This is a genomic window from Nitrospira tepida (assembly GCF_947241125.1).
GTDB lineage: Bacteria > Nitrospirota > Nitrospiria > Nitrospirales > Nitrospiraceae > Nitrospira_G > Nitrospira_G tepida.
Map to the genome: position 1 here is coordinate 4,334,964 of NZ_OX365700.1, position 21,990 is coordinate 4,356,953.

26 protein-coding genes and 1 pseudogene are annotated in these 21,990 nt (G+C 61.3%); 18 read left to right on the forward strand and 9 right to left on the reverse strand.

What is annotated here, in order from left to right:
• The first annotated feature begins 211 nt into the window (after window positions 1–211).
• Window positions 212–694: a nucleoside deaminase gene (locus QWI75_RS20535; RefSeq protein WP_289271236.1), complete on the forward strand. Its 483-nt coding sequence runs from the start codon at window positions 212–214 to the stop codon at window positions 692–694.
• On the opposite strand, the gene QWI75_RS20540 is transcribed toward QWI75_RS20535, so the two are convergent.
• Both QWI75_RS20540 and QWI75_RS20545 read right to left on the reverse strand, forming a co-directional pair.
• Complete coding sequence (locus QWI75_RS20540) at window positions 681–1,598, reverse strand: pyridoxamine 5'-phosphate oxidase family protein (protein WP_289271237.1); 918 nt, start codon at window positions 1,596–1,598, stop codon at window positions 681–683. The genes QWI75_RS20535 and QWI75_RS20540 overlap by 14 nt on opposite strands.
• A 46-nt stretch (window positions 1,599–1,644) precedes the next feature.
• On the reverse strand, window positions 1,645–2,112 hold the full coding sequence (locus QWI75_RS20545) for a VOC family protein (protein ID WP_289271238.1): 468 nt from the start codon (window positions 2,110–2,112) through the stop codon (window positions 1,645–1,647).
• Window positions 2,113–2,270: 158 nt separating this feature from the next.
• Between QWI75_RS20545 and QWI75_RS20550 the strand changes: the two genes are divergently transcribed.
• Window positions 2,271–2,906, forward strand: coding sequence for a CGNR zinc finger domain-containing protein (locus QWI75_RS20550; protein ID WP_289271239.1), 636 nt, complete (start codon window positions 2,271–2,273; stop codon window positions 2,904–2,906).
• 74 nt (window positions 2,907–2,980) lie between these two features.
• Here the strand turns inward: QWI75_RS20550 and istB are convergent, their stop codons facing one another.
• Both istB and istA read right to left on the reverse strand, forming a co-directional pair.
• The gene (istB, locus tag QWI75_RS20555; protein WP_289266911.1) at window positions 2,981–3,763 is read right to left on the reverse strand and encodes an IS21-like element helper ATPase IstB; all 783 of its coding nucleotides are present in this window, start codon (window positions 3,761–3,763) and stop codon (window positions 2,981–2,983) included.
• The gene (gene istA / locus QWI75_RS20560) at window positions 3,760–5,097 is read right to left on the reverse strand and encodes an IS21 family transposase (protein ID WP_289266912.1); all 1,338 of its coding nucleotides are present in this window, start codon (window positions 5,095–5,097) and stop codon (window positions 3,760–3,762) included. The genes istB and istA overlap by 4 nt, the downstream gene beginning before the upstream one ends.
• 85 nt (window positions 5,098–5,182) lie before the next feature.
• On the opposite strand from istA, the gene QWI75_RS22980 reads away from it, so the two are divergent.
• From QWI75_RS22980 to QWI75_RS20610, 13 genes and pseudogenes are all read left to right on the forward strand, one after another.
• Complete coding sequence (locus QWI75_RS22980; protein ID WP_370693656.1) at window positions 5,183–5,518, forward strand: class I SAM-dependent DNA methyltransferase; 336 nt, start codon at window positions 5,183–5,185, stop codon at window positions 5,516–5,518.
• A gap of 617 nt (window positions 5,519–6,135) precedes the next feature.
• Window positions 6,136–6,549 (forward strand): hypothetical protein, encoded by a 414-nt coding sequence (locus tag QWI75_RS20565; RefSeq protein WP_289271240.1) that lies wholly within the window; start codon window positions 6,136–6,138, stop codon window positions 6,547–6,549.
• Between the two features lie 213 nt (window positions 6,550–6,762).
• Window positions 6,763–6,984: a hypothetical protein gene (locus QWI75_RS20570; protein WP_289271241.1), complete on the forward strand. Its 222-nt coding sequence runs from the start codon at window positions 6,763–6,765 to the stop codon at window positions 6,982–6,984.
• A gap of 223 nt (window positions 6,985–7,207) precedes the next feature.
• Window positions 7,208–7,426 (forward strand): DUF2283 domain-containing protein, encoded by a 219-nt coding sequence (locus tag QWI75_RS20575; protein ID WP_289271242.1) that lies wholly within the window; start codon window positions 7,208–7,210, stop codon window positions 7,424–7,426.
• 191 nt (window positions 7,427–7,617) lie between these two features.
• On the forward strand, window positions 7,618–7,899 hold the full coding sequence (locus tag QWI75_RS20580; RefSeq protein ID WP_289271243.1) for a type II toxin-antitoxin system RelE family toxin: 282 nt from the start codon (window positions 7,618–7,620) through the stop codon (window positions 7,897–7,899).
• 17 nt (window positions 7,900–7,916) lie between these two features.
• Window positions 7,917–8,177, forward strand: a complete 261-nt coding sequence (locus QWI75_RS20585; protein WP_289271244.1) for a helix-turn-helix domain-containing protein — start codon at window positions 7,917–7,919, stop codon at window positions 8,175–8,177.
• A gap of 320 nt (window positions 8,178–8,497) precedes the next feature.
• Entirely contained in the window at window positions 8,498–8,728 is a 231-nt protein-coding gene (locus tag QWI75_RS20590; RefSeq protein WP_289271245.1) for a hypothetical protein, read from the forward strand.
• Between the two features lie 312 nt (window positions 8,729–9,040).
• Window positions 9,041–9,523, forward strand: a complete 483-nt coding sequence (locus QWI75_RS20595; protein WP_289271246.1) for a hypothetical protein — start codon at window positions 9,041–9,043, stop codon at window positions 9,521–9,523.
• Window positions 9,524–10,141: 618 nt separating this feature from the next.
• A pseudogene (locus QWI75_RS22985) lies at window positions 10,142–10,303 on the forward strand (DUF1272 domain-containing protein); the annotation flags it as partial.
• Window positions 10,304–10,549: 246 nt separating this feature from the next.
• Entirely contained in the window at window positions 10,550–10,885 is a 336-nt protein-coding gene (locus QWI75_RS20600) for a DUF3175 domain-containing protein (RefSeq protein ID WP_289271247.1), read from the forward strand.
• Window positions 10,886–10,912: 27 nt separating this feature from the next.
• A complete protein-coding gene (locus QWI75_RS20605) occupies window positions 10,913–11,296 on the forward strand; it encodes a DUF6496 domain-containing protein (protein WP_289271248.1) in 384 nt (127 codons plus the stop codon).
• 88 nt (window positions 11,297–11,384) lie between these two features.
• The gene (locus QWI75_RS23060; protein WP_502890239.1) at window positions 11,385–11,741 is read left to right on the forward strand and encodes a four-helix bundle copper-binding protein; all 357 of its coding nucleotides are present in this window, start codon (window positions 11,385–11,387) and stop codon (window positions 11,739–11,741) included.
• Window positions 11,742–11,794: 53 nt separating this feature from the next.
• A complete protein-coding gene (locus tag QWI75_RS20610) occupies window positions 11,795–12,232 on the forward strand; it encodes a CBS domain-containing protein (protein ID WP_289271249.1) in 438 nt (145 codons plus the stop codon).
• Window positions 12,233–12,336: 104 nt separating this feature from the next.
• Here QWI75_RS20610 and QWI75_RS20615 read toward each other — a convergent pair whose 3' ends face one another.
• The 5 genes from QWI75_RS20615 to QWI75_RS20635 form a co-directional block, all read right to left on the reverse strand.
• Window positions 12,337–13,773: a 2-oxo acid dehydrogenase subunit E2 gene (locus QWI75_RS20615; protein ID WP_289271250.1), complete on the reverse strand. Its 1,437-nt coding sequence runs from the start codon at window positions 13,771–13,773 to the stop codon at window positions 12,337–12,339.
• A gap of 33 nt (window positions 13,774–13,806) precedes the next feature.
• Complete coding sequence (locus tag QWI75_RS20620; RefSeq protein ID WP_289271251.1) at window positions 13,807–14,787, reverse strand: alpha-ketoacid dehydrogenase subunit beta; 981 nt, start codon at window positions 14,785–14,787, stop codon at window positions 13,807–13,809.
• The gene (pdhA, locus tag QWI75_RS20625) at window positions 14,780–15,886 is read right to left on the reverse strand and encodes a pyruvate dehydrogenase (acetyl-transferring) E1 component subunit alpha (RefSeq protein WP_289271252.1); all 1,107 of its coding nucleotides are present in this window, start codon (window positions 15,884–15,886) and stop codon (window positions 14,780–14,782) included. Before pdhA ends, QWI75_RS20620 begins: the two co-directional genes overlap by 8 nt.
• A gap of 31 nt (window positions 15,887–15,917) precedes the next feature.
• Window positions 15,918–17,327 carry a dihydrolipoyl dehydrogenase gene (lpdA, locus tag QWI75_RS20630; RefSeq protein WP_289271253.1) on the reverse strand — a complete coding sequence of 470 codons (1,410 nt, stop codon included), beginning with the start codon at window positions 17,325–17,327 and terminating at the stop codon, window positions 15,918–15,920.
• A 286-nt stretch (window positions 17,328–17,613) separates the two neighbouring features.
• The gene (locus tag QWI75_RS20635; RefSeq protein ID WP_289271254.1) at window positions 17,614–18,444 is read right to left on the reverse strand and encodes a carboxypeptidase-like regulatory domain-containing protein; all 831 of its coding nucleotides are present in this window, start codon (window positions 18,442–18,444) and stop codon (window positions 17,614–17,616) included.
• Window positions 18,445–18,921: 477 nt separating this feature from the next.
• Between QWI75_RS20635 and QWI75_RS20640 the strand changes: the two genes are divergently transcribed.
• From QWI75_RS20640 to QWI75_RS20650, 3 genes are all read left to right on the forward strand, one after another.
• The gene (locus QWI75_RS20640) at window positions 18,922–19,479 is read left to right on the forward strand and encodes a hypothetical protein (RefSeq protein ID WP_289271255.1); all 558 of its coding nucleotides are present in this window, start codon (window positions 18,922–18,924) and stop codon (window positions 19,477–19,479) included.
• Window positions 19,480–19,867: 388 nt separating this feature from the next.
• Entirely contained in the window at window positions 19,868–21,349 is a 1,482-nt protein-coding gene (locus tag QWI75_RS20645) for a PAS domain-containing sensor histidine kinase (RefSeq protein ID WP_289271256.1), read from the forward strand.
• Window positions 21,346–21,990 carry a response regulator gene (locus QWI75_RS20650; RefSeq protein ID WP_289271257.1) on the forward strand — a complete coding sequence of 215 codons (645 nt, stop codon included), beginning with the start codon at window positions 21,346–21,348 and terminating at the stop codon, window positions 21,988–21,990. The genes QWI75_RS20645 and QWI75_RS20650 overlap by 4 nt, the downstream gene beginning before the upstream one ends.

Sequence of the window (21,990 nt, forward strand, 5' to 3'; positions counted from 1 at the left end):
CCGAGCCTTGATGCCTCACTTGTACGATATTCGCCCGGCTTAGACAAGGATGCGAAGGGAGGTGGCGCCGATCGGTACGATCAGGGGTGTCCATGGCAAGCGGCGGGGAAGACCGGCCACGGGACCGTCGAACGGGCGATGATTGACAGAGTGGCCGCAAGCGCGGATAGTGAGACCGACAGTCACGACCGCACCGCGAAGGAGCGACCACTTGTCAAAGCCCGAAGAGCATCTGGCATTGGCCATTCAACTGGCGCTGGACAACGTGCGGACCAGGAAAGGCCGCCCGTTCGGCGCCGTGCTGGTCAAGGACGGCCAGATTGTCGCGACCGGCGTCAACACCGTGCTATCGAGCCACGATCCGACGGCGCATGCCGAGCTGGAAGCCATTCGCGCGGTCGCGCGCAAGCAGCAGAACCAGCGGCTTGACGGCCATGTCATGTACGCCAGCGGCCACCCCTGTCCCATGTGTCTCGCGGCCATGTACCTGGCCGGCATCCGCCAAGTCTACTACGCCTATTCCAACGAAGATGCCGAGCCCTACGGGCTTTCGACGGGCAGCCTCTACGCCGAGCTGGCGAAGCCCCTCTCCGAGCAATCCATGCAGTTGGCCTATATGCCGCTGCGCCCCGCCGAGCAGGACCTGTACGAGGCCTGGCGGCAGATCGATCGTGGTCCATCTAAGACTTCATAATGCTTGGATTGAACGGGGAATAGTCCACAAATCTCCAGCGCAGGCTGCTGGCCTGCGCAGTCTCAACGACCCGCTCCACATGGAATTCGACCACGCGCTCCGCGCCGGGGAATCCAGCCCTGCGTGCTCCATCCCATAGGATGTCGGCCCGTCCGGTCAGTTGAAGGGTGCCGCCTCCGTTGAAATCCAGGAACAGCAGGCCGGCCTTGGGGTTCACGGCAAGATTGCCCAGCGTTTGAAACATCATGTTGCCGGCGTAATCGGGCCACATCAGCACGCGCTCGTTCAATACCTGAACGAATCCGGGATGGCCGCCTCGATGCGAGACATCCACCCCGCCTCTCTCATGATTGCTGGCGATAAAGAACGTATCCGCCTCCCTTATCCAACGTTGCTGCACCGGATTCAGTTCGGCATCATCCGACACCCGCCGAGCGGAAGGGGCTGAGCGATCGCTCAGCCCCCACGCGCGAGCCTGAATGTACTTGGGACAGTTGGCGTAGACCTGTTGCGCCTGGATCACGATCGTTCCGTCCGGTCCGACTTCGGCCCTGCCGTTCACTCTCATGCGCCGCCTGGTCGCGGGATCGATCGCGATCAAGCCCACCTGGCCGTTGCTCCCGATGTTCTCGACCATGGGATCACCGGCAGGCGGCTGGGCCGCGATGCTCACCCTTCGTTCGTCCGAGGCTTGCATGAAACCAGGCTTGCCGGTCGCCAGCGTGGCCCAGGGGAATCCATCTCGATCAACCGTTCCGACAATGACCATCGGCTGGCGGCCCAAGAAATCCTGGGCCGCCGGTGGAATGGTTGAGCCGATCGATCGGCCGACCCGGCTCGCCATCTCCTGCACTCCCGCCCGAGCTTGAACGGCCAGCTCTCCCTCATGGTACGGCGATGTCATGGTGGTGGCTCCTCTCTCTTGTCTCGTTGGCTCCGCCTTGAGCCACTCAGAAAAAGCCGCAGGAGGGCGCGCCCTGTGTCGGCGCCGAATAAGTGCCTGCGCCCTCCGGCGCATAGATCTCCAAGCGGATGCCGTCCGGGTCCTCAAAGAAAATGCCGCCGGATTGCATGCCCTCCCCATGCGGCACGATCCCGTCATAGAGCAACGGCACGTTCAACTCGCGCAGTTTCCGCTCGACTTCTTTCACCTGTTCGATCGCTCCGACTTGAAATGACAGGTGGTGCAGCCCGGGGCGCTGCTTTTCGAATCGGCCCGATGCCTGCTGCCAGAGAGTCAGCACCAGGTTCCGCCCTTTGCCGAGGAACAGGAACCGGCGACCGTCTTGCTGAGATTCGCCCATGACCTCGAAGCCGAACACCTCTCGGTAGAACTGCTTTGACCGTTTCAGGTCGCTGACGTTCAACCCGACATGGCCTGTCTGGAAGCTCTGAGCCCGCGCGTCCTGCTGATCCATGATTTGACCTCCCTGTGAAATGTGACCGACCTGGAACCGCTGTGGCTAACCTTCTATACTATGTTTTGAAGGTTACCATATCGTCGTGCTAACCTGTCAAGACTTACTTTGCCGGTTAATTTTTCCCGGGAGATCTTGGCCGAGTCAGGGACAGGACGATGACGGAGGAACGAACGGCCGGAAAATTCTATTTCATCGGCAATGACCTGTGGTTGGACTTCATCAACACGCAGGTTGTGGCGGAAGGCCGCCCGGTCGATCGGCTCACGAGCTTCGCCGATCTCATCGCCTGGCTTGAAGAGGCGAAGGTGCTCGACGGCCGGCAGGCACAGGACCTTGTTGCGGCCTGGGGGGACAGGCCTCGGGCTGGCCAGGCGTTGGGACGGGCGTTGGAGTTCAGAGGGATTCTGCGGCAGATGGCGGAGCGCCTGGCCAAGGGCAAGCCGGTGCCGCCGGCCACCCTCGCCTCAATCAATGACCTGCTGAACAATCAGGTCAGTTATGCCGAGGTTCGTCGAACGAGAGGCGGGTTCGAGAAGCGGCTCCACGCGAACTTTTCGGAGCCGGCCCATCTGCTCTTGCCGATCGCCGAGTCCGCCGGCAACCTGCTCTGCTACGGCGACTTGTCGCGCATCAAGAAGTGCGAGAATGCCGCCTGTGTGTTGTTTTTCTACGACACGACCAAGAATCACAGCCGCCGTTGGTGTAGCATGAGCGCCTGCGGAAATCGGATGAAGGTCGCGGCGCATTACCGCCGGCTGCGGGGTACCTCCAGCCGAAACGACAGAGGATGACGGACCGCGCCCCCTACGTGTCAAGGGTCACCCAAATTTCCCCAGTTATGGTCATCGAAAACTCCCCACCCTGGTTACGTGGTCGTGGCGGCTTCTTCGACGCGCACCAAACCGGCTTTAAGTTTCTCCTTGAGCCGGTACGAATGACCACGGATATTGATGGTGATGGCGTGGTGCAGGACCCGATCCAGGATCGCGGTCGCCAGCACCCGGTCCCCGAAGACCTCCCCCCAGGCCCCGAAACTCTGGTTACTGGTGAGAATCATCGGCCCCTTCTCGTAGCGACGCGAGATGAGTTGGAAAAACAAGTTGGCCCCGGTGCGGTCAATGGGCAGATAGCCGATCTCATCGATGATCAGTAACCGCGGGATCGTGTAGAGCTTCAGCTTGTCCTCCAGCCGATTCTCCGTCAGGGCTCGAGTCAGTGTGGCGATCATGGCGGCGGCCGTCGTGAACAACACCCGATAGCCTCGCTCGATCGCTTTGAGCCCCAGCCCGATGGCCAGGTGGCTTTTGCCGACCCCGGGCGGCCCCAAGATCACGAGATTCTCGCCGTGCTCGATGAAGTGGCAGGTGGCCACTTGCTGGATCTGCTTCTTATCCAGCGACGGCTGGTAGGCGAAGTCGAAGACCTCCAGACTCTTCACAAACGGAAACCGCGCGAGACTGGTGCGCATCGTAATGTTCTTCTCCGCTTTGGCGGTCACTTCTTCACTGAGGACCTGATCGAGGAAGTCCGCATACGACAGGTCCTTGGCCGCCGCCTCCTGTAAGAGGGCGTCGAGCCGCTCGCGGCTCTTCAGGAGCCGCAGCCGCGTCAGCTGTTCACGGAGCCGTTCCAGTTGCGCCGGGTTCATGGCTGCACCTCGTGCGCCGCCGCGCTCCCGCACACCGCCTCGTAGCACGCCAGATCCCGCACTTCGACCTCCGGGACCGCACCGGGGTGAGTGGCCAGTTCGCTCAGGGTTGACCGGCGCTGGCGCGCAATGCGGGCACTGGCGCCGGGGCCGTGCTCCGGCAGAATGCGGAATTGGTGGCGGCCGGGTAACACGGGATGGGTGGCCACCTCGCGGTCGCGATGGAAGATATGGATGGTGTCGCCCCGCCGTTGCGCCTCAACCCGTTGCCCAATCAGGCGGAAGGGCACGGAATACCGATTCGTGTCGAAGCTGACCAGATAGTCTTCAGCCACGATCCGCGAGACCCGCGCCTCCTGCTGGAAGCCGCGCTGGCCCGCCAGTGGCACGAGGTGCTCGCGTTCTCGCTCAAACCGCGCGATCGGTCGCTCATGAGTCGTGCCGTGCAGGCGCTGGTCGGCGATCGTCACGTTCCATTCGTCGAGCTGGGCCTGGAAGTCCACCACGTCGACAAACGTCCGCCCGGGCAGAAAGTTCCGCTTCACATACTTCACGCCCGATTCCACTTTGCCTTTGGTCTGCGCCCGGTAGGGCCGACACACGCGGGGCTCAAAGCCCCAATAGTCGGCAAAGGCTTTGAACGTGGGATTCCAGAGGCGTCGGCCGGTCTCATCCGCATAGCACACGGTGCGCGGACGATCATAGAGATGCTCGCGGGTGTGCCCGCCGAAATGGGCAAAGGCCCGTTCATGGGCCTCCAGAAATTGCGCCAGGCGCTCATCGGCACACGCGTGATAGAAGCCGCGGCGACTGAACCCTAAGGTGAGCACGAACACGTGCACCACGACGGGACCGGTGCGGAAGGGCACGGTGGCCTGGCCCCAATCAATCTGACTTTGCTGCCCCGGCGGGGTCTCAAAGCGGAGGAGGGCCCGCTCCGCTTGCAGCTGGACCTCGCGCAGCGGCGCCACACACCGCTTCACCGTCTCATAACTGCCGGTGTAGCTCCGGCTCGCCCGCAGTTCCTGGTAGAGAATCCGCGCCGAGTACCCCACCTGCGGGGCGCGGGTCCGCACAAAGTCGGCATGGGCGGTGAGCAGCGTCTCCGCCACCGCTGCCCGGCGATAGGGGTGCCACGTCGTCTGCCGCAGACTGCGCCGGACCGTCTTGCGATCCAGATCCAACCGCCGCCCAATCGCTGAAATGGACACCCGCTCCTCGTGAAACAACCGTCGAATCTCCGCCCATCGCTCCTGATCCACCATGCATGCCTCCCCAGATTGGTCCCCCTGGGCACGCATGATCGCCGACGCTCCCGTCTCGTCAAGTCCCATCTCCCTCCTCCTTCAGTTAGGAGGGTGGGGAAAATTCAATGACCACACCTGGGGATTATTGGATGACCGCTGACACTACGACCTGATCGCGGACCAATGGTCGCAAGAACGCCATGCGTCCGGATTCCGCGAGCAACCATCTGTCGATCGGTTTCTCGATCTTACCGCACCCGGGGCCCACATCCTCGACCTCGGGTGCGGATCGGGAAAGCCGATCGGACGATACCTGCTCGACCGCGGGTTCCGGCTCACAGGGGTCGATGCCTCGTTGGCCATGTTGGACCTGGCCCGGACCAATTGCCCCGAGGCCGAACTGATCGTGGGTGACATGGTCTCGATTGCACTATCCGATCGGTATGACGGCATCATCGCCTGGGATTCGATCTCACATCCCGAAGGCAGAGCATCCCGCGCTGTTTGACAACCTGCACAGGTGGGTGAGGCCGGGAGGGCCGGTCTTGCTCTCGTTGGGCGGAAGCGACGGCGAGTTCACTGATCGGATGTTCAATGTAGAGTTCTCTTACAGCGGTCATGCTCCGGACGTCGCGGCCGTCCTGTTGCGCGAGGCCGGCTTCGACATCCTCCTGTGGGAGATCGACGACCCTTCGTCGCGAGGCCACCTCTCCGTGCTGTGCCGGAAGACAGCTCGGCCGTAGCAAGAGCGCCTCATGATCATCCGGCGGATGATCGTGAGACGGATCAGGTCGCGCAGGCCTCGTCCCATTCAGCGGAGACAGCAGTCATGACAGAGCGGTCAGACGAAATGGAAATGTGCAAACCACGCCGCAATGCGGCGCCGACACGCGAAGTCCAGCCAGCCGATCCTAACCAACATTATTCATGAACGTTCTGCTGCAATCGCGGATTCGCCGCTGCGACAAGCCTCCATGCGGCTTCTGGGCATGGGGGCAGGCAGGCTCGCCGCTTGGTCGGTCAACATACTGTTTCAAGTATGCCTTCCTCCCTCACGGCTCCGCGTGCCTGTCTCGCTTGGCGACTTCGCGATTTCGCGACGAACCGTCATGAATAATGTGGGTCGTGGCACGCCGACTCGCGCTGGTGTTTCTGGCCATCGGAGCGGTCGTCGGCACGTTGCTGATCCTGACGGTTGAACAGCACCAGGGCACGATCCGCGAGCAGCTTCTTGCCGAACCGACGAGGGCGCCAGACCGGATCAGATCGGCTTTCCTGATCTCGGCAGTCCTGCTATCGGCGCCGCTCGTGATCTTCGCCGCTTATTTCTGGAACCTCGGCGCCAAGGTCCGTCGCGCCCAACGGTTCCCCCCTCCCAATGTTCGCCTCATCCGCGACACGCCCGTCGTTTACGGAGAGGAAGCGGCCTTTCGCGCCCGGGGGCTGCAAGCCCTCGCGATGGGCTTGCTGGTATTCACTCTGCTCCTCCTGCTGCTGTTTTGGTATGTCCTCAGCACACTGAGTGAACGAGCGACCTGATCTCATACCGGGCAAATAAGCTGGGCAACAATGGGTATTGGCAATGCCAGTGTTTGATAGAGAATCTGCAAGCCTGATGTGCCATGGGCTCGTCCTTGGATAAGAACACTGCACGGAGAAGGGGCTCTTGTCGCATAGCCTCTCTCGTACACTTACCTATCATTAGGCAGAGACGGCTGGATTTCTGTATACTCTCAGCAGTGAGGTGACACGATGATCCGAACGGTCGAAGCCGTGATCGATGAGCACGGTCATGTGCGACTGCTGGAGCAGGTCCATCTTCCTGCAGCCCGGCGAGCGCTGGTCATGATCCTGGAGGAACGTCCAGCAACAGGAGTCGCCGAGAGCGCACTTCTCAGTGAAGCAGCACTCGCAGAGGACTGGAACCTACCGGAGGAGGACGAGGCATGGTCGCACCTGCAGCAGGTGCCATAGTCCTGGTCCGCTTTCCCTTCTCCGACTTGTCGCAGACCAAACTCTCCACCGCCAACCTGGGCCTCATCATCTCGGAGGTTGGCATCCTTAAGTTGCAATCGTTGAAGCGGGTCGTTGACGCAGTAGTGGGTCTCCTCCGCGCAAACAGCTCGTAATGAAACGAGTTCAGGCCTACCTGACAAGGCAACAGAGGCAGTTCCTCGCCCTATCAGCTCATTGAATCATGAAGCTCAGCTATCATCCGCATACTGATTCACTCTATATCGATCTTTCTGAAAGACCGACCGTGGAAAGTCCCGGGGTCTCCGAGGGTGTCGTGCTCGGTTACGATGCCAGTGGACGGTTGGTGGGTATTGATATCGACAATGCCGCCAATAAGGTCGAACTACAAAAACTGATCCTCAGCAAGATTCCCGGTAAGATCGAAATCAGCGCTTCCTGACAGATACCTTCAGCCGACCCCAGAATGCAGCAGCCGAACTCGGACAGTAGCCCTCACATTTGAATCATGATGACAACAGGCAGAAGGCTAAGCCCTTATCGTCATGCAGAATGCAGGCTAACACACTCCTGCCATCCTACCGCCCAGGACAATTTCTTGACATACCATATAAGACATGGCTACCATGCGACGTGTGGCAGATCGAAGAGCACCGTCGGGTGGAAAAACAACTCGATGGTACACCTCTTGATATCTTGAAGCGTTACGAGAAGTGGAAGGATATTGCAGCCATCTCCGGTCCGACTGGGTTGAGACTGATCAAAGGATTTCATGACGAAGCCTTGCATGGGGAATTACATGGATATCGATCATCTCGCTTGGGAGCGAAGTATCGGGTGATTTATCGAGTGATTCCCGGGCAGTCCTTATTTCAGGTGGTTCACATCACGCCCCATGAATATCGGAGAGGCTAAGAATCGGAGAGTCTAAGATGAAACCCTTTCGTCCAGCCAAAAAGCGCATCACCGTATCCTCCGGGGAGTCGGTTCGTATCATTCGCGAATTACAAGGATATAGCCAGAATGAGTTGGCCAGGCTAACAGGCATTCCTCAGGCAACTCTCTCCGCAATTGAAAATGATCGTATCCGACTTGGCGTTGAGCGCGCCAGGACCCTCGCGCGAGCCCTGAAGTGTCACCCGGCGGTCTTGGTCTTTCCGGGATGGGAAGTTGACCGGGATTCTGCAGCTTGATTCTGACATTGGAATAGGCCAGTTCCCGCTCGGCCATCCGTTCGGCTCGTTGGCGAGACGAAGTAGCTCCCTATTCATGCTGGCGACCAACCAGACAGATAATTCCAGCATGGTTTACAAACGGTGCGTAGCTCCATATCCGATACGACGCGTGATCAAGAATGAATTGAAGGCCCCCGTTGAAGTCATTCTGCTGATCCTGGCCGTTGGACAACATCTAGGGGGCAATTCGCGAGCAGATTCCGTCCGAAGCGACGGACGCAGGCGACCGGATCAGATCGGCCTACTTTTTCTCGTCGGCCCTGTTATCGAAGCTCATCTTGATCTTCGCCGCGTATTTCTGGAACCTCGGCGCCAAGGTCCGTTGCGCCCAACGGTTCCCCCCTCCCAATGTTCGCCTCATCCGCGACATGCCCGTGGTTTACGGAGCGGAAGCGGCCTTTCGCGCCCGGGTGCTGCAAGCCCTCGCATTAGGACTGCTCGTCCTCACCGGGCTCCTGCTTGCGGCATTCTGGTACCTCGCCGCAACGTTGGGCGGGCGCGCGGTCTGACGGATGAAGCGCAGGGCTAAGGGCAGCGGTACATCCGAACTTTCCCATTCAACGCCGGCCTCCCCTTGCACCTGTGAAATTGACCGGTTCGAGTACCGACCGTCGCCTCAACAAGACGGCAGGTCCATATGGACCTATTCCACGGGCATGGCTGAAACTACCTAGATCTGACGCTTGACAGAGATTCCGTAAGTGAGGATAGTGTCCCAGAGTTCCCTTTCGCGGCCTAAGATGGTCCAGCGCGAAAGACTATCGCCCAAGAAAGGTCTTTATCACTGTTCACGGATTATTTCGGTAACCAGGAAGTAGCGGATGTTCGACGTACTATTAACTTCTGCACTCACGATTATTGGCGGCGTTGTTGTATTTAGCCTCAGCCAGATTGTGCAGCGGTTCTTGGTTGAGCCGGTACATGAGCAAGCGAAAGTGATAGGCGAAATATTTTTTGGGCTCGTCTATTACGCTGATCGCTATGCGAATCCTGGTACCGGTAAGATGGAAGCTATGACTGAGGTGGCGGATACGATGCGGCGTTATGCAAGTCGGCTAGCAGGCACAACCCACGCAGTTCGTTGTTACCGTCTATTCGAGTGTTTTGGGCTAGCGCCAAATCGCGAAGCCGTCGATCAAGCTGTGCACAAATTGATTCGAATCTCAAATTCTGTCCATACAGGAAACGGTAGAGAAAACTCGGCTGATGCCGACAATGTTAGGAAGCTGTTATCTGAATCAACTCGAAAGAGCTGCAGAACTTGGCGACCTCCTCGGCTGAACAAGAGCGATGAGTTAGTGTAGTTCACCTCCTAGACTGCATATATGGTGACCATGAGAATAATCCTAGCTGCATTGATTGTGGCCATCCTGGAATTAGCTGCAGGCTGTACGGCTGTGCGACAAACAACTGTGCGACAACAAGATCTTGATGCCTGGGTTGGAATGCCTGTCGAAGCTTTGGATACGCATTCGCTATTCATCACTTTGCCCATGTATCGCACTCTGACGGACAGCGGTATTGAGATCCGAAACTATGTCAACGGGAGGGATGTTGGGAACTGTTTCGGGACCGGTGGGGCCACCGCAACAGGCAATTTTGTTAATGCCAATACGTTTACTACCTGCTCACGTGGACAAATCGTTTGCAATAACATCTTCTACATCAAGAACGCTAAAGTCGTTGAGTATGTACCAACTGGACGATGCTACACGGACGAAACTGTCCAACCTCAGACACGCTATCTGCGGTTAAACGGACAGTGAATGCACATGGATGAGAAAGGGGGACATTCTGAATTTCAGTCGAACACGTATTCGTGAGGGTCGATATCTATCACCACTCAACGCTTTCGACGAACTCACCGTCAGCAACAGGATAACTTTTTGTGATTTAAGGGGTTAGACCCCTTATTACGACACGGCTTCGTGCCCAGACCCATTAGGCCGGCGAACAACTGGAAGGGAGACAACTTCCTCGGCAAGGACCCGGCGAGCACGACGGTCAAACACCGGCCGGTCGATGTCGCAGCTCATGCGTTGTTCCCGGCCGCCATCAGAACCATCCCGCCTGAGAGGCGCTAACGTATTCGAAGCGAATGATCGCAGGGGCGATCGGCGCCCTCTCGCTCCTGTTCGTCTCCTTCCGCCCAGACAGCCGGCAGGCATCGAAATAGCCAGTCCTTCCAATCAATCCAAAGAACCTGCCCAAGAACCTGGTCGCCTTCGCTTGTGCTGCCGTGCCGGGCCGTGCCCGACGAGGGATTTTCCCTGGTCACATCCCGTTGGCCCCATGATAGAGGTGAATTAGGAGGATCGTTGGAGACAGTCATGGCCGCGCGGACACGGACATCGACAAAGGGGAAACCGAAGACAGGACGACGCTGGTCGGCCGACGTGATGAAGCGCAGCGATGCGCTCGATCTGGAACCGGGCGTGTTCACCAAAGAGACTCCCCGTCAGATCGCCACCTCGCTCAAACGGTCGGCTCTGCGCAGCCGCCGTCGCAAAGGGACGCCCTATCAGTCGGCCATGTCGATGCTCAATTTTCACATCAATCGGGGCGGCAAGAGATTAGGCTCGGCACAGAAGAAAAGGTTGGAGCAGGCGAAAGTCGAACTCCGCCAATTATTCGGGAAATCACGAGACAAATCCGCCGCGGATTAGTTTCCTGCCGCCCAAAGGGAGAACATCATGCCGGAAGAAGCCACGGTTCGACGCGCACGGGCCAAACAACGAGCCGGCAAGGCTCCTTCAACGCAGGCGGGAGAATTCGTGAGAGAGGAGATTCGTCATGTCCGGGAAGGAAAGCACGGCGCCCGCTCGACGAAACAGGCGATTGCCATCGGGCTATCGAAAGCCCGGAAGGCCGGTGTCCCGCTCAAGCCGCCGCCCAAAGGGCAAACATCCGAACGCACGAGGAAGAGCGCGGAGCGGGCCTACGAGCGAGGGCAGCGCCACCGCCCACGGAAACGGTCCTCCCGGCGCTCCCAAGCCGCCTTGCGGGCGTTGAAACGGGAGGGACGCCGTGCGGCTTCTTCAACGGCCTTGTCCCGGCAGGCCAGACGGAAGAAATGATCTGCTCGGCGATCATGAACACTTTTCTGATCCGCTTTCACCGGGAAAGGAGGATTCTATGCAACAGACCCAGCAAACCCCGCGACGAATGAGTCGACAGCAGCAGGACTGCATCGCAGCCTGTTGGTCCTGCGCTCAGATTTGCAACACCTGCAGCGATGACATGATCGGCATGCATGGCGGAGGGCATGATCAAGCACTGATGGCCCGCTGCACGAGGCTCTGCCGAGACTGCGCCGACATCTGTGCTCTGGCGGCAGCCTGGATGAGCCGGGGGTCGCAATTCATGGAAGCGCTATGCCGATTCTGCGCCGACACATGCGACGCCTGTGCGGAGGTCTGCGAGCAGCATGCGCCGCATCATGCCCTGTGCGGTCCTTGTGCGGAGGAATGCCGGCGATGCGCCAACCTCTGCCGAGAGATGGCGGGAGCGAAGGCCGCCTAGCCGGCACTTCGCAATGCCTGACCTGAAAGAGAGCACCATGAGAAAGGAGATTGATGATGCCTCGGCTCAAAGAAATCATGACCCCGCAGGTTGACGTGATCTCCGCCGATGCGACAGCCGAGGACGCCTCGACCAAGATGAAGAACCTGAACATCGGCGCCATCCCGGTCTGCGACGGAGACCGTTTGATCGGCATGGTGACCGATCGGGACTTGGTGGTCCGGGTCATGGCCGATCGCCGCGATCCAAGGACTGTCAGGGTCCAAGAGGCCATGACCCCGGAGGTGTCCTACTGTTTTGAGGATGACGACGTGGAACAGGCCGCCCGGTTGATGGCGGAACGACAGATCAGGCGCCTGCCGATTCTGTCCAGGGCCAAGGAATTGGTCGGGATTGTATCGTTAGGGGATCTGGCGGTGCATGGGACGGATGCCACCATCAGCGGATCGGTACTGGAGAACGTATCCCGTCCGGCTCAACCCCGGCGCTGAGCCGGACGAGCCCATGGACCGCTGTGATGGCACTCGGGGAAGAACGCGCGGCTCCTGAGGAGGTGACGTCTCCGTCTGACATTTTACATTTCTCATTTCATGTTTCAGATCGCCAGCGTGTAGGCTTCGAGGTTGGTCAGCGTGTGGATGACCTTGTTGACGAAGCGCGCGGCGTCGGCCCCGTCGTTGATCCGGTGGTCGAACCCGAAAGAAATCGGCAGCAGCAGCCGCGGCACGATCTCTGGCTGCTCCACCGTCCCGCGGACCACCGGCTGGAGCCGCGCGCGCCCCAATCCCAGAATCGCCACCTCGGGGTAATTGATGATCGGCGTGAAGGTGGTCCCGCCCATCGGGCCGGGATTGGTGATGGTGAAGGTCCCCCCGCTCACGTCCTCCCGCTTCACGTCACCCTTGCGGACCCGTTCGGCCAGTTGAAACAACTCCACGGCCAGGTCGGTGAGGCTCTTGCGATCCACGTCGTGGATGACCGGCACCAGCAGCCCCCGCTCACTGTCCAGCGCGATCCCCAGGTGGTAATAGCGTTTGAGGATCAATTCTTCCTTCTCCGGGTCCAGGCTGGCGTTGAACCGAGGGAACTCGTGCAACGCCGCCACGACCGCCTTCATCACCAGCACGGTGAGCGTGAGCTTGCCGCCCTTGGCCTCGATGACCTTTACGTGCCGTTGCCGGAACGCTTCCAGTTCCGTGATGTCCGCCACGTCGTTGTGCGTGACGTGGGGAATCTGCGACCAGGAGAGGGCCATGCGCTTGGCCGTCTCCCGGCGAACCGACCGGAGCGGCACCCGCTCGATCTCGCCCCACTGGCCGAAATCCGGCAGCACCGGACGTTCGATCGGCGCGACTTGCCGGTCTCCCGCCGCCTTCCCGGCCCTCTCGCCCCGCGCAGCAGCAGGGGTCTTTCGATCCTTCGGTTGTCCTTCGGCAAACGCTCGGACATCGTCCGTAAGCACGCGCCCGCCTTCGCCGCTGGGCGGCACCAATCGCAAGTCCACCTTCAACTCCCGCGCAACGCGTCTGGTTGCGGGAGAGGCCAGGACCGGTCCCTGTTGAGCGGCCCCTGCGCTTGTCGCTTCCTTGCGTGAACCCGATGCCGGTTCCTCCTCCTGCGCATGCTCGTCCGGTTGCATGTCGGTCGGCTCGGCTTCAGATTGCGCCCCTGTTTTCTCCGCTTCCGGTTCCTGTTTGGTCTTCGTTGCCGGTTTGGCCGATTCGGCCGGTTTCGTCTGCCTCGCCTCTTTCGCCGGCTTTGTCGGCGCACCGGGCGCCCCCGCTGTCGCGATACCCTCTTCGGCGATGCGCATCAACGGATCGCCCACGTTGATCCGGTCGCCTTCCTTGACCGCGATCTCCTCCACGACGCCGGTATAGGGACAGGAGAGGTCGAAGCTCGCCTTGTCCGTCTCGACCGTCAGGACCTCCTGCCCTTCTCTCACACGATCGCCCCGCGCGACCAGCAGCTTCAGCACCTCGGCTTCGTGGATGCCTTCTCCGGGATCTTGAAATGTCCACAGCTTGGCCATCGACGGAATCCTTTCACTCGCACCGGCGCCCCATCAGAACCGCAGCACCTCTCTCGCGCCGCGGACGATCCGTTCGGCGTCCGGGATATAGGCCTGCTCCCTGGCGAAATAGGGCACAATGATGTCGTACCCGTTCACCCGCTTGATCGGCGCCTCAAGATGCAGAAACGCCTGCTCGACCAATCGAGCGACGATCTCGCCGCCCGGCCCGAAGGTTTGCGGCGCCTCATGGACGATCACGACCCGGCCGGTCTTGCGCGCCGACTCGATAAACTTCCTGTCGTCCAGCGGCGAGATGGTCAAGAGATCGATTACCTCCGCCTCGATGCCGTCTTCTGCGTGCAATCGCTCCGCCGCCTCAAGAGTCCGCCGCACCATCGTCCCATAGGTGATCATCGTGAGATCGTTTCCCTCGCGCACGATCTTCGATTCCCCGATGGGAATCGTCTCCTCTTCCTCCGGTACCTCCTCGCGAAAGGCCCGGTAATTCGCCGTCGGTTCGAGGAAGATCACCGGATCGGGATCGCGGATCGCGCTCAGCAGCAGCGCCCTGGCATTGCGCGGGGTCGAGGGCATGACCATTTTCAGCCCGGGCGTATGGCCATAGTACGCTTCCCTGCTTTCGGAGTGATGCTCCAGCGCCCGCACGCCTGCCCCCTGGGGCATCCGGACCACCATCGGCAGGTGGTAGCGGCCCTGAGACCGCCAGCGCATCCGCGCGGCGTGCCCCTCCAGTTGATGAAAAGCGAAGTAGCTGAAGCCGGAGAATTGCAACTCGGGCACGGGCTTGAGCCCGGAGATCGCCATGCCGATCGAGAACCCGATGATGCCGGATTCCGCCAGCGGACTGTCCATCACCCGCTCCGGCCCGTACTCCTTCAGGAGGCCGTCGGTCACGCGGAAGATTCCCCCATCAACCCCGATGTCCTCGCCGATCAGGACCACGGTGGGATCGCGCTTCATTTCTTGCCGCAGCGCGAGATTGATCGCCTGGACCATCGTCAGCTCAGCCATTGGCAGCCTCATCGGTTCGTTCCACCCACTCTTTCCGGAAGGCCTCTCGCTGCGCGTGCAACGACGGGGGCATCTCCGCATAGAGGTGCTCGAACATCACGGAGGGATCGGTCAGCCTGGCCATCTGGCCCTGCCAGGCCTCGACGGCCTTTGCAATGTCCTGCTCGATTTGCTCTTCGGTTTTTTTGATATCGGCGTCCGACAGGAGCTTCTTGCTTTTGAGATAGCGCTGAAACCGCGGGATCGGGTCGCGCTTCTCCCACTGCTTCACCTCTTGCTGCGACCGGTACTTGCTCGGATCATCCACCGTCGTGTGCACGGAGAGCCGATAGGTGACACATTCGATCAAGGTCGGGATGTGACGGGTGCGCGCGCGCTCGACCGCTTCTTTGGCGGCCGCATAGACGGCCAGGACGTCGTTCCCGTCCACCTGCATGCAGGGCATGTCGTAGGCAAAGGCCTTTTGCGCGAGGGTGCGGGAGGTCGTTTGCTTGGCCCGCGGCACCGAGATCGCATAGTGGTTGTTCTGGCAGATGAAGACCATCGGACAGGCATAGACCATGGCGAAGTTCATGGCTTCGTGGAAGTCGCCTTCGGAGGTCGCTCCGTCGCCGAAGAACGTCATCGCGATCTCGCGCTTCTTCTGGAGTTTCAATCCGTAGGCCAGTCCGGCCGCATGCAGCATCTGCGAGCCGACCGGAATCGCGATCGGCAGAACGTGCGCGCCATCCGGCACCCGGCCGCCCTCGTTGTAGCCGGCGTTGTAGAGCAGCAGACCCTCCAGCGGGAGATCCCGCCAGACATAGGCCGCAAGCTCACGAAAGGCCGGCACGATCCAGTCCGACTCGTTCAGCGCCGCCGCCGCCCCGATCTGCGCCGCCTCCTGGCCCTTCACCGGCGCGAAGGTGCCGAGCCGGCCCTGCCGTTGCAAGCTGAACATGCGCTCGTCGAAGCGCCGGGCCAGCAGCATCTTGTCATGCATCGTCCGCAGCAGCTCCTTGGACAACTTGGGCTCCAGTTTGCGATCCAGCTTGCCGTGCTCGTCCAAGATGGACAGGTAGTCGAGCTTGGCCGGGATCTTGATCGTTTTTTTAGGCATCCGCCTGCTCCTTTTTCGCGGCGACGACAGACTACATATGAAAGGCGCGGCCGTGGACCGCCAGCGCCGCCTCCCGCACCGCTTCGCTGAGGGTCGGATGGGCATGGGCCATGCGCCCGAGTTCCTCCGCGGTTGCGCCGAACTTCATGGCCGCCACGATCTCATGGATCATCGTGCCGGCGTCCGGCCCGATGATGTGAGCGCCCAGCACCAGATCGCTCTCGGCATCGGCCAGGATCTTCACGAACCCGTCCAACTCGCCGGTGCAGCGCGCCCGGCTGTTCGCCCGGAACGGGAAGCGCCCCGCTCGATAGGCCTGGCCCTGTTGCTTCAACTCTTCTTCGGTCCGCCCGACGCCGGCCACCTCCGGCCAGGTATAGATAATCGCCGGAATACTGTCGTAATGCACGTAGCCCCTGCGACCCGCGATGATCTCGACACAGGCCGTGGCTTCATCATACGCCTTGTGGGCCAACATGGGCTGGCGAACGACATCGCCGATGGCAAAGATCCCCTCGGCGCTGGTGCGAAATTCTCGGTCGATCGTGATAAAGCCTCTGCCGTCGAGCGCCACGCCGGCCTTGTCCAACCCAAGCCCCTCGGTATAGGGCCGGCGGCCCACTGCCACCAGGACATGGCTACAGGTGAGCGACTCGCCCTTGCCGCCTCCCGCCTGCTCCAGCGTCAGTGCGACCCCTTTCTTGGTCGCACGCGCCGCCTTCACGCCGGTGCGCAACCGGAACGAGAAGCCCTGCTGTTCCAGGACCTTTTGAAGGAGCTGCGCCACTTCTCCATCCGTGCCCGGCGCCAACCGCTCGAGCATTTCGACACAAGTGACCTGCGCGCCGAGCCGGCCCCAGACCGATCCCAATTCCAGGCCGATATAGCCGCCGCCCACGACCACCAGGTGCTCGGGAACTTGCTTCAAGCTCAGCGCCCCAGTGGAGGTCACGATCCGTTCTTCATCGATCTCCAACCCGGGCAGGGATGCAGGCGCCGACCCGGTCGCCAGGATGATGGCTGGTGCTTGTAAGACCAATGGCGACCCTTCCGGTGGACGGACCTCAACCTGCCGCCGGCCAAGGAGCCGGCCGCGTCCTCTCGCATGGTCGATCTTGTGCTTCCGGAACAGATGGGCCACGCCGCTCGTGAGCGTCCGCACCGCCTTGGCCTTCTGCTCCATCATGGCGGCCAGGTCCAGCGCCACCCCTTCGCACAACACACCATAGCCCTTCAGCGATTGCTGCGCCTCCCGGAACTTCTCCGACGAGTTCAAGAGGGCCTTGGAAGGGATGCAGCCGACGTTGAGGCAGGTGCCGCCGAGCTGTTCGCGCTCCTCGACACAGGCCACCTTCATGCCGAGCTGGGCCGCACGGATTGCGGCCAGGTACCCGCCCGGCCCTCCGCCGACGACGATGAGGTCATAGTCCTGCTTGGCCATCGCACCCGTCCCCTGCCTTCACCATATGCCTTCTTGGAGCTTATGATTTTCTCGGGGGGGACGTCTATAGGCGAGCATCGATTCGGATGGGCAAGAGGAGCGGTGGATGAGCGGATAGCCGGCTGCGGAACACATGGATGGGCCACGTGACTCTGAAGAAGCAGAACGATGGGCGGGGCAGCGGCGGGGCAGCCAGAATCGGTGGCATCACCATCGGATGACGGCTCCCCTGTCGCGCGCCGGTCGGCGCGCGACAGGGCTCCCTTGGCAGGAGGAGCCGGCAGGGCTATTTCTTGCTCTTGATCGCAAACGTCGCCTGCGCCGTGCCTCCTTCCGGCACATCGACTTCCGCTTCGATCTCTCCGGCAAAGGGATGCCAGGCCACGAGCTTGTGCTTGCCGGCCGGCACGTCCTTGATTTCAAAGGTGCCGTCCTCCTTCGCCACTGCATAGTGCCCGTTCTTCACCGGCAGGAAGAACGATTGCATGAACTCGTGCTGGTCGCACTGAAGGCGAAGGTAAGACCCCTGCTTCTCCTTGCGAAGGATAATCTTCTTATCCAGGCTCGATCCCTTTTCAGCCAGACCAATATTGAAAATGGTGCTGGAGCTGGGACCCTTCACCTCAAAGGAGTGCGGGTTGTGCAACACGCCTTTGACGGATTTGGGATCGTCAGGGTCCGCGTCATGGTTCTCGACGCGGAAGCTGGTCTTGTTCACCACCACGCCGGTATAGGGAAGGAACTCGCAAAACTCGGCCACGACCTCGGTGCCCTTGTACCCGTCCATGAACGCCTTGTCCTCGACGTCCGTCACGGCCACGACCGCCGCAGCCAACCCGCCATCTTTCGCCACCGTGATCGTCGGCAAGATCCGTTTCTCGCCGTCCACCAACTCCTGCTTGGGATTCTTCTGACAGAATGCGGCATTGGGGAATTTGGAGAAGACGAACTCCTTCTGCTCGGCCTTGCCTGAATAGGTCACCTTGCCCGTCACGGTCCCGCCGGCCTGCGCCGTAGGCGCGCCGCCGATCCATAAAAACAACGAAAGCATGGAGCACCAGCCCAACAGCACTGTCGATGATTTGATCGGCTTCCGACTCTTCTGATCACACCTCATCGCTCACCTCTCCTTCCTCGCTCGTTCGGCGCCGGCTCGGGATGGCCCCGGCAAGCCGCCGCATCGCCTGCTGCGAAAATGAATCATCCCGTGGTGCCGGCGCATGCGCCTAGGCGCATGCGCGTCCATCGGGCCCTACTTTCCCTTACTTCTAGCAATCCTCGCCGGCTTCGGAATCTAGGGGTCTTACTAGATCGCGCAACCATTCTTACCAGTCCAGCGCGAACGTACAGTCCCGACCGGGCTCGACCCCTGGCGGGGATGGTCTCCGGGTCTCCTGCTTGGAGGCGGAAGAGCATGATCCGCTGCGCCAGGATCATTTCCGTCCGGCTCTCAAAACATTCCCAGTGTTTCCCTTCGCGATTGTTTTGGAGAATGGAAGGAGAGGACGCGACGCGCAGCCGATCATCGCAAGGGATGCATCAGGAGCGTCGCAGGACGTAAGTAATCAGTCACTCACGCAAAGGAGGCATGGCTATGCGCACACGATACCCCGAAACAACCATCGGCCGGCACCATGGTTTTACCGGTCTGAGCGGCATCGTGGCCGCCGGCTTGACGGCCGTCGGGCTGCTGGCTGCTGCAGCGCCAAGTCAGGCGGCGGACTGGCTGGCCCCCTCCTCGGAACAGACCGTGACCGCGGATTGGGTGGAGGACATCGCCCATCAACTTCGCCAGGAGCCGTACAACCGGGTGTTCATCAACGCGCTGGGCAACACGCCTCAGGCCCATGTGATCCGGCAACTCAATGGCGCCGCGGCGGCCCTGAAGAACGGCAATAAAACCTTGGCGGAGGACTACGTTCGTCGCACGCTCGCCATTTTCGACGACGGCGTGCGGAGAGGGTGGTACAGCGCCGCCGATGTCGAGCCGATCAAGGCCATGATTCAAAAACGGGCGGAGGCTGCAGTGAAAGGAGAACCCGTCACGACCTCCGCCACATCCGATCGATGGGCCGGCTACACGCAGCAGAAGCCGCTGGGCCTCACGGACGACGCGGCGAGGATCACCAGGGAATTTCCGGAACAGAAGTGAGGTGGACCATCGAGGCCCGCAGCCGCGACCCTCACGAGGGCCGCGGCTGCGACGATCGGACCATCCGTCGCAAGCCCTCCAGGGCGAATGGCTCCGATCCTTCGCGCGAGGCAGGCCGATTGACTGCCCGGCCTGCCTCGCGCGGCCTCTTTCTGGTCTCTCCACTCCGCTGGTCCTCACACAGGTTCGATCCCGAAGTCCGACAGGTCTTCGAGCGCTCCCCTTGTGTAAGCCGCCGGCTGGCGATAGAGTGACCATAAGTACAGCACCGGGGTTGACCGAGCCGCCATACTCCGGTGAGCCACCGGGAGTTCGTATGGCGGGAGGCATTCGATTGCCATCGCGGTCTCTGTTGCCCGTTTTATCTGGTCGTACCGGAGTCATTCCCATGCCAGCGCATCAGTCCGGCGTTCTCGCCGATTGGTCCGGCTCCTTCGCCATGGACCAGGGTCTCGTCCATCAGACCGAGATGCTGGAGCTGGCCCACGAAGCCGTGATCGTTCGCGATCTCCAGGACCGGATTCTCTATTGGAATCGAGCGGCCGAACGGCTGTATGGGTGGCCGTTGAGAGACGTCATCGGCCGCGAGGCGGCCTCGCTCCTGAACACGCGCTTCCCGCTGCCGTTCGACGAGGTGACCCGGCTCCTGTCGCAGGAAGGGCGTTGGGAAGGCGAACTCACGCACGTCCGTCGCGACGGCGCGCCGCTGATCGTGTTCAGCCGCTGGGCGCTTCAGCGCGACCTCGCCGGCCGGCACGATCTGATCCTGGAACTCAGCATCGACATCACCCGCCACAAACGGTCGGAAGAGATGCTCCGCCGATTGGAGCACGAATTCGGCGTGTTGGCCGGCAATGTCCCCGAGCTGTTCTCGTACATCGATGCGGAGCTTCGTTACCGCTTCGTGAACCAGCGCTATCAGGAGCTGTTCGGCATTCCGACCGCGCAGATCCTGGGCCGGTCGGTTCGCGACCTGGTCGGACCGACCACCTACGCCGTCATGGAATCCCGATTGAAGGATGCGCTCGCCGGCCGGCCCGTATTCTACGAATATCCCATCGAGGTCCCGGATGAGGGGCTCCATTGGCTGCTCGCGCGATATCTCCCGGACCGGGACGACAAGGGACGGGTCCGCGGCCTGTTTGCGCTGGTCTCCGATATCACCTCCCAAAAACATGCGGAAGAGGCCCTGCATCGGAATCAGGAGCAGATGCAGGCGCTGGCGTCCCGCCTGATCACCGTGCAGGAGGAGGAACGGCGCCGCATCGCGCGGGACCTCCACGACGACATCGGCCAGCGTTTGGCCGCGATCCTGCTCGATCTGGCCGCGCTGGAGCGACGCCCGCCCGAATCGCCGGTCGCGCTCTCCACCCGGCTCGCCCCCCTGCGGGTAGAACTGGGCCGCCTCTCCGATGATCTCCACCGCCTGGCTTATGGGCTGCACCCCTCGCTGCTGGAGCATGCGGGATTGGCGCCGGCGGTCCGCGACCACGCGCAGGATTTTGCCAAGCGCACGGGCCTCACTGTGCGGGTGACCGAACAGCACCTTCCAGGCACGCTTCCGCTCGCGGTCGCGACCTGCCTGTTTCGCGTCGTGCAGGAGAGTCTTCAGAACGTCGCAAAACACGCAAGAGCCACTGAAGCCGCCATCCGCCTCCGCGGGTCCGAGAAGGGGATCGGCCTCTCCGTGACGGACAACGGCACGGGGTTTTCTGCGGAACCCGGCGCGCCGCCGCGCCAGGGTTTGGGGTTGGTCAGCATGGAAGAACGGCTGCGTCACCAGCGCGGTGTGCTTCGCATTCGCAGCCTGCCAGGCCGCGGCACCAAGGTCTGCGCCTGGATTCCCCGGCCGTTTCAGGAGAGCCCATGAAGCCGCGCGTGCTCTTGGCGGACGACCATTCGATCCTGCTCGCCGGCCTGCGCCGGCTCGTGGAGGAGGACTGCGAGGTAGTCGGCACCGTCGAGGACGGCCGCGCGCTGGTGGAGGCCGCTCAACGGTTGAAACCGGACGTCATCCTGCTCGACATCTCGATGCCGCTGCTCAACGGCCTCGACGCAGCGCGGCAGATCAAGAAGCTCGTCCCGGAAAGCAAGCTGATCGTCCTGACGATGCATGCCAGTCCGACCTATGCGACCGAGGCGTTTCACGCCGGCGCCTCCGGCTATCTCCTCAAACGGTCGGCCGATTCGGAATTGGGCGAAGCCATCCGGGCCTCGCTGCGGGGACAGTTCTACCTCACTCCGCTCATCGCCAAGGATGTGCTGTCTTCGTTTCTCGCCTCCTCGTCGTCCCAGGACCATGCCCGTCCAAGCGCGACCCTCACCCCGCGCCAGCGCGAGGTGCTGCAACTGGTCGCCGAGGGCCGAGGCACCAAAGACATCGCCCAGCTCCTGCATGTCTCGGTGAAGACCGTCGAGTTCCACAAGTTCCGCATCATGCAGCAGTTGAACCTGCACACGACGGCCGACCTCGTGAAATACGCCGTCACCCACGGGTTGACGAGTTTGTAG